This window comes from Schwartzia sp. (in: firmicutes), assembly GCF_978017985.1.
The window spans coordinates 1-4,629 of the sequence record NZ_CDXDFU010000188.1 but is presented as its reverse complement, the minus strand read 5'-3'; the positions used below and the strand labels follow the sequence as shown (position 1 = coordinate 4,629).

Annotated in this window: 6 protein-coding genes and 1 pseudogene; all 7 read right to left on the bottom strand. The window is 49.1% G+C overall.

The window, feature by feature from the left end:
• Positions 1 to 429: pseudogene (locus ACY69O_RS08225) on the bottom strand (S-layer homology domain-containing protein); the annotation flags it as partial.
• Between the two features lie 271 nt (positions 430 to 700).
• Positions 701 to 1,564, bottom strand: coding sequence for an NAD(P)-dependent oxidoreductase (locus ACY69O_RS08220; protein WP_462332986.1), 864 nt, complete (start codon positions 1,562 to 1,564; stop codon positions 701 to 703).
• Between the two features lie 98 nt (positions 1,565 to 1,662).
• Positions 1,663 to 2,214 carry a hypothetical protein gene (locus tag ACY69O_RS08215; protein ID WP_462332985.1) on the bottom strand — a complete coding sequence of 184 codons (552 nt, stop codon included), beginning with the start codon at positions 2,212 to 2,214 and terminating at the stop codon, positions 1,663 to 1,665.
• Between the two features lie 15 nt (positions 2,215 to 2,229).
• Positions 2,230 to 3,225, bottom strand: a complete 996-nt coding sequence (floA, locus tag ACY69O_RS08210; RefSeq protein ID WP_462332984.1) for a flotillin-like protein FloA — start codon at positions 3,223 to 3,225, stop codon at positions 2,230 to 2,232.
• 13 nt (positions 3,226 to 3,238) lie between these two features.
• The gene (locus ACY69O_RS08205) at positions 3,239 to 3,874 is read right to left on the bottom strand and encodes an NfeD family protein (protein WP_462332983.1); all 636 of its coding nucleotides are present in this window, start codon (positions 3,872 to 3,874) and stop codon (positions 3,239 to 3,241) included.
• A 136-nt stretch (positions 3,875 to 4,010) separates the two neighbouring features.
• Positions 4,011 to 4,445, bottom strand: coding sequence for a hypothetical protein (locus ACY69O_RS08200; RefSeq protein WP_462332982.1), 435 nt, complete (start codon positions 4,443 to 4,445; stop codon positions 4,011 to 4,013).
• An 87-nt stretch (positions 4,446 to 4,532) separates the two neighbouring features.
• Positions 4,533 to 4,629 (bottom strand): GatB/YqeY domain-containing protein (locus tag ACY69O_RS08195; protein WP_462332987.1); only part of this gene is annotated, 97 nt, incomplete at its 5' end.

The window sequence follows — 4,629 nt, the reverse complement described above, 5'->3', positions numbered from 1 at the left end:
GTTCTTGTGTTTGTCGTTCGCTTTGTTCTCTTCGCGTTTGTTGATATAACGATAACGCAGACGGCCAGTCCATTTTACGTTGTCAACTTTCTTCTCGAGAGCAGCAACGCCGACACCAAGAGCGTTCAGCTCATCAGCGAACTCAGCAGCTAGTTTGTCGAACATTTCTTTTACATCTGCGTAAACGCCTCACATTGCCATTCCGCGAGCAACCATCTGAGCCTACTCATAACGACTGATCTCCTGATCTCCAAGGTATGTGCCGTCGCCATAGCCTTCGATGACGCCGTCAGCAGCGAGCTGAGCAACAGCATCGTAAGCCCAATGGTCTGCAGCAACATCCTCGAACGGATTAGCTGCTGCAAAAGTTGTGGATGCAGCGCCGACTACGAGTGCAGTCGTCAGTGCGGATACGAGAGTTTTTTTCATAAGAAACTCCTCCTTTGAATAAAATAGATGTGAATGTGTGTGGTCAGCATCTATTCGGAGAAGCGTGTGTGAGTGTCCAAGTTTCCTCAACCATCTCCGAGACAGACTCCAACCAAGGACATTCTAACACACGAAGTATAATTATGCAAATGTTTTTTTCGAATAAAGTTATTATTTTGTGGAATCCGAATTATTTTTATACATAGAAAAAACCGCCAAAGCGCGTGTTTTGGCGGTTTTGCGTGGATTGTTATGCAGTGGGAAAGGTTTTTTATTTCGCGTACCATTGATATATTGTCTGGGTGCCGCAGTCTTCCATGCCGCGGGCCGAGAGTTCATCGTAGAGGCGTTTTGCAAGCTTCAGCCCCGGAAGCTCCAGATGCATTTCCTCCGCACTCTCGATAGCTATACGCATGTCTTTGATGAAGTGCTTGATGTAAAAGCCCGGCGCCGTATCGCCCTTGAGCATGCGTGGGCCGAGGTTTGCCAGCGACCACGAGCCTGCAGCGCCGCCGCTGATGGTTTCCAGCACCGCCTCAGGATTGAGCCCTGCTTTTTTCGCGTAGGACAGGGATTCCGCCACGCCCAGCATGCCTGCGGCAATGGCAATCTGATTTGACATTTTCGCGAACTGTCCGGAGCCTGCCGCCCCGAAGTATCTGACGTTCTTTCCGAGGACGTTAAAAATCGGCGCAAGGGCGTTAAATGCTTTTTCGTCTCCTCCCACCATAATTACAAGGGTAGCATTGCGTGCGCCGATATCGCCGCCGGAAACGGGAGCATCTACTGCCGCAATGCCTTTTTTCGCAGCTGCGTCGTAGATTTTTTTTGCGAGCTTCGGACTTGATGTGGTCATGTCTATTACGTAGCCGCCGTTTTTGGTCTCAAAAATTCCGTTCTTTCCGAGGTAGACCTGCTCTACGTCTTCGGGGTAGCCGACCATAGTGATGACTACTTCCGAAGCTTTCGCCACGGCCGCAGGGGTATCTGCCCATTTGGCGCCTTTTGCCAAAAGTGCTTCCGCTTTTTTCTTTGTACGGTTGTATACGGTCAGCTCAAAGCCTGCTCCCAAGAGGTGCTCAGCCATGGCTCCACCCATGACACCGAGACCGATAAAGCCGATTTTTTTGCTCATTATGCTTGCCTCCTTATTCGCTCATGTCCTTTTTCTGTAATTGTACAATAAAATCCCAAGAATTCAAACCGATGGTTTATGAATCCTTGGGATTTTGATTACATTCGTTTTCTGCCCCGCAAAGCCTTAGGCTTGCCGAGGATTTCTTCGTAGATGATGCCCGTGGCGAGTGCCTGCGGCGTAACCGACGGGATTACGAGTGGCTTTTGCTTTTGGGGTGCGAGTTTTGCCTGCGTACGGTAGGTTTCTTCTTCCTCTTCCCGCGTGCGCTTTTCCTGCTCAGTCTTTTCTTTGAGATATTTCATGTAGCGGTTCTGCTCGTCAGCCAGCTCTTCTGCCTCTATAGCAAGGCTGTCGGCGCTCTGCTGTTCGCGGTAGATACCGTCCTGCGGCTTTTCTTCGGGAGCACGTTTCAGCTCCGGTATCTCAAAGCCGATATCTCGCGGGTCCGAGGGCACAGGCTGCGCCTTCGGCTGAGACTGCGGCTTTTTTATGGGCGGATATTTTTTCCGCTTTTTATTTTTTTCCTGCGTGTAGTTCATGAAAGCCATGAAGATTAGCATGGCTATTAAAGGCAGGTGGCTGAATATCCAGCCTACTGCCTCGAAGATGATATCTTCAATCATGATTACATAATAAAAGAAGTCCATAAGAACATCCTCGCATTATTTTGTCAGCGGTCCCTGCGGCGTGTCAGGCGTGCCGGCTTTGCTTATGGCCCCGCGCATTTCGGTATCTGCCTGAATGTTTTTAAGGTTGTAGTAGTCCATGACACCGAGATTGCCGTTTCTGAATGCTTCCGCAATGGCATGCGGTACTTCGGACTGGGCTTCCACGACCTTTGCTTCCATTTCCTGAGTATATGCCTTCATTTCCTGTTCTTTTGCGACAGCCATTGCGCGGCGTTCCTCCGCTTTTGCCTGTGCAATGCGTTTGTCGGCTTCAGCCTGGTCTGTCATGAGCTCTGCGCCGATATTGCGTCCTACGTCTACGTCCGCGATATCAATGGAGAGAATTTCAAAGGCAGTTCCTGCATCAAGGCCTTTCCCAAGAACTGTTTTCGAGATTTCGTCAGGGCTTTCAAGGACGTCTGTATGTTTTTCGGAGGAACCGACTGTGGTGACAATGCCTTCGCCGACGCGGGCAATGATGGTAGGCTCTCCCGCGCCGCCTACGAGGCGGTCAATATTTGCGCGGACAGTAACGCGGGCTTTTATTTTAAGCTCGATACCGTTTTTGGCAACGGCAGATACAACAGGCGTTTCGATAACCTTCGGGTTTACGCTCATCTGTACTGCTTCGAGAACGTCACGGCCTGCAAGGTCGATTGCAGCAGAGCGTTCAAAGGGCAGAGGAATCTCTGCGCGGTGCGCCGCGATAAGGGCGTCTACGACACGGTCAACGTTACCGCCTGCGAGGTAGTGTGCCTCAAGCTGATTAACAGACACGGTGAGTCCCGCTTTGTTTGCTTTGATGAGCGGCAGGACTATTTTCTGCGGTACGACGCGGCGAAGGCGCATACCCACAAGCTGGAATATGCCGACATTGACGTTTGCGGCTATAGCCGATACCCAGAGTCCCAACGGGACGAAATGCAGGAATATCGCTGCCGCGATGATAAGAATGACAATCATGAATCCTGAACCAAGTAAAGCTCCCATATAATTTTTCCTCCTAAATTTTCTTTACTATCACGCGGCTGCCTTCAACGGCTGCCACGATAATGCTGCTTCCTTTTACGATATAGGCTCCATCTGTTACTATATCCTGCGAAACGCCGTCAAAATTCCCTCTTCCCGACGGTCTGAGGTCAGTCTCTGCAACGCCTGTCCTGCCCACAAGATTCTGCTTGGACGGCGCGCTTACATAGCCACGATCCGATGTAGAGGCATGACTCAGCACGACTTTTTTCCAAAGCCTGCTTGAGGGCAGACGTTTTACAAGCAGGGCAAATATCAGCACTGCAAGTGCCAGTGCCGCCAAAAGGGCATAGATTGCTTCAAGGTCGCCGCCAAGAGTAAGCACTACGCTGTAAAGCATCGCTGCGACACCCAGCCCTGCTATGAGTCCCACCGTAGGCGTAAGCATTTCTATGATTATGCACAGTACGCCCCCAAGGAACATGGCAATCTGGTACATGGAAACGAGGCCTTTCATATAGTGGCTTCCAAAGAAGACACCTGCGGCGACAATGCTTAACATCGCACCTGCGCCGAGTCCGCCTGTTTTTATCTCTACCAGGAGTCCCAGAAAGACTATAGCCAAAAGAAGTATCTGCAACCAGGGGGTTGCGACAATATCCAACGACATCTCCTCCTTCCCTGTTTTTACACAAGTATCATCTGACAGAAATGTGGAAATTACCTGCAAAGGCTTGAAAATCGTAAGAAATACCCAAGAAAAAAGAAAAAGCCTTCTCCTTTAGGAGAAGGCCATAAATTTTCCTTCACGCCCAGATTGCGTGCATAACTTCTTTGTAGGATTCATTAAGGTGATTGATGACAACATCGAACATAGCGTAGATGAGGTCGCCCAGACGCTCTCCTTCTGCCGAGAGGATACAGATATCAAGCACCAGAGAGCCTTTGTCATCAAAGTAGTATTTGAAGGATTTATATTTTTTGTTGTACTCGTTTACTACGCGAAGCACGGCAAGCTCGTTTTCTTCCGTGCGGGCATTCGGGGCGATAAGCACGCGAATCATTCCGTAGATGCTGTTGTCGAGAATAACTCCCACCGGAAGCTTGTTTCCGCTGATATCAATATTGGAACGGAAAATAGCGGATTCCCAGTCGTCATTCGGCATTTCTTCGATAGCGAATACGTTTTCAATCTTCTTTTCGTCGAGATACTTCAGAAAAACTTCTGCTTTTTTGTTCATGGTTTTACCTCCCGAAAGTAGTTTACATTATTTAATTATAGCATAAAAAAATCTGCCGCACATAAGATGTGCGGCAGATTTTATGTCTTACTTCAAAAATTCACGAACAATGTTGTTTACCATTTTGCCGTCAGCTTTGCCTTTGACCTTAGGCATGAGTTCTTTCATGACCTTGCCCATGTCC